2 protein-coding genes and 1 pseudogene are annotated in these 1445 nt (G+C 28.9%); all 3 read right to left on the bottom strand.

The window, feature by feature from the left end; translation table 11 throughout:
- Positions 1 to 77, bottom strand: a pseudogene (locus tag C568_RS36010) (class II lanthipeptide, LchA2/BrtA2 family); the annotation flags it as partial.
- Between the two features lie 48 nt (positions 78 to 125).
- Complete coding sequence (locus tag C568_RS0130185; protein WP_018768243.1) at positions 126 to 341, bottom strand: class II lanthipeptide, LchA2/BrtA2 family; 216 nt, start codon at positions 339 to 341, stop codon at positions 126 to 128.
- 143 nt (positions 342 to 484) lie between these two features.
- Positions 485 to 1117, bottom strand: coding sequence for a hypothetical protein (locus tag C568_RS0130180; protein ID WP_018783740.1), 633 nt, complete (start codon positions 1115 to 1117; stop codon positions 485 to 487).
- Between the last annotated feature and the right edge of the window lie 328 nt (positions 1118 to 1445).

Genomic DNA, 1445 nt, shown 5'->3' with positions numbered 1-1445 from the left:
TCATCCACTGATCCAATTAATTCTTTTGTATCAAACTCTTGATCACGTAATTTGTTTAGCTTTTCATTTTTTGACATATTTAACTTCCTCTCATTTTTTATCTATTGATTAGCATTATAAGCACCTCATTGTACAAGGTATTGTCTTGTACAAGGTATTGTGGGGCATAGATTTGTTGTTTTGATAGTAACTGTAATTGTTGGTGTCGCTGGTGTCGTTTCTGGATTCACATCTCCTGCACCCGCTATCTTTTTTAATTCATTTTCATTGATTACACCAATCAATTCTTTTGCATCAAATTCTTGATTACGTAATTTGTTTAATTTTTCATTTTTAGACATAGCAACCACCCTATTCGAATATTCAGAAAACAAATGTTAGAGTACTTCAAATTTCATTACCAAAGATTGATGACGGGTTTAGATGTTATAGAAGGTAGTTTATGCTGCCTTCTATCTCCAGCATCACCAATCTTTTTATTCCTTTAATGTAAAGTTGTTTGTTTAATCCATTGTAAGGCTATTAAAGGTATCATTATTTTCTTGAAATCAAATGATAGCTGAATTTGTTCTTCTAACTCTCCATGTATGTCCAACTGCTTTTGTAAAGCTAACATACACTTTGTAGTTTGATCCTGTAACTTTTGATACATAAATTCTTTTGAATGTTGAATGCTTTCACTTTGATTTATCAGATATCCAATAGCTATAGGGCCTTTTTTTTCACCTATTCCTGCTTTAAATTCTTGAATATTGATGTCTTTTAAATGAACAAAATAATCATTATAAAAATCTATTGAATAAGCACCTGGGGTAGATATACCAGTTACAATATTCGGTTGAAAAACAAATAGAATAGGTGCCAAAGCTGTAAATGTTTGATTGTGAAATGCTTCATATAGAATTTGTGCTAAGGTATTAATATGAATAAATGGTTGAGCTAGACTAATCGATTCTTTTTGTGATGCTTGTTTATTCAATGGGTGTTTGTAAACATGATATGGCAATACGTCTTGTTCATTTGAAAAGGTTTTTAAATGATGATTGTTTTGCCTACCAAGATCCAAATGATAATTTATATTGTTTATCATATCTATAGAACTTTTTATCTCTAGCATCAGATTAACTACCTCCTTGCTGTTTAACTTTCTGTACCTAAAATATACGTGTTAATTTTTGTTAATAACAATTAGTAAAATTCAGTTAAAAATATTCTAAATTACTGTTATTTTTTTCTATATTATTTTACATGTTTTGTGATTCAGAAAAGTTTCTATAGCATTTAACCTTGTACAAATAAAAATATTGCTATCGTTGAAAATATAATCAATTGATTAATTTCGTTTAAAGCGAGGTTAATCAAATAAAAAAACAGGTGGAAATTCCTTTCCGCCTGTTTTTTATCTATGAATTATTTAATGAGGATATGTATTTGAAGAAATCTTG

Origin of the sequence: Bacillus sp. 95MFCvi2.1, assembly GCF_000374965.1 — a bacterium.
Classification (GTDB): domain Bacteria; phylum Bacillota; class Bacilli; order Bacillales; family Bacillaceae_G; genus Bacillus_A; species Bacillus_A pseudomycoides.
Note: the sequence above shows the minus strand (reverse complement) of the source record. Positions and strands in the feature narration are given on the sequence as shown.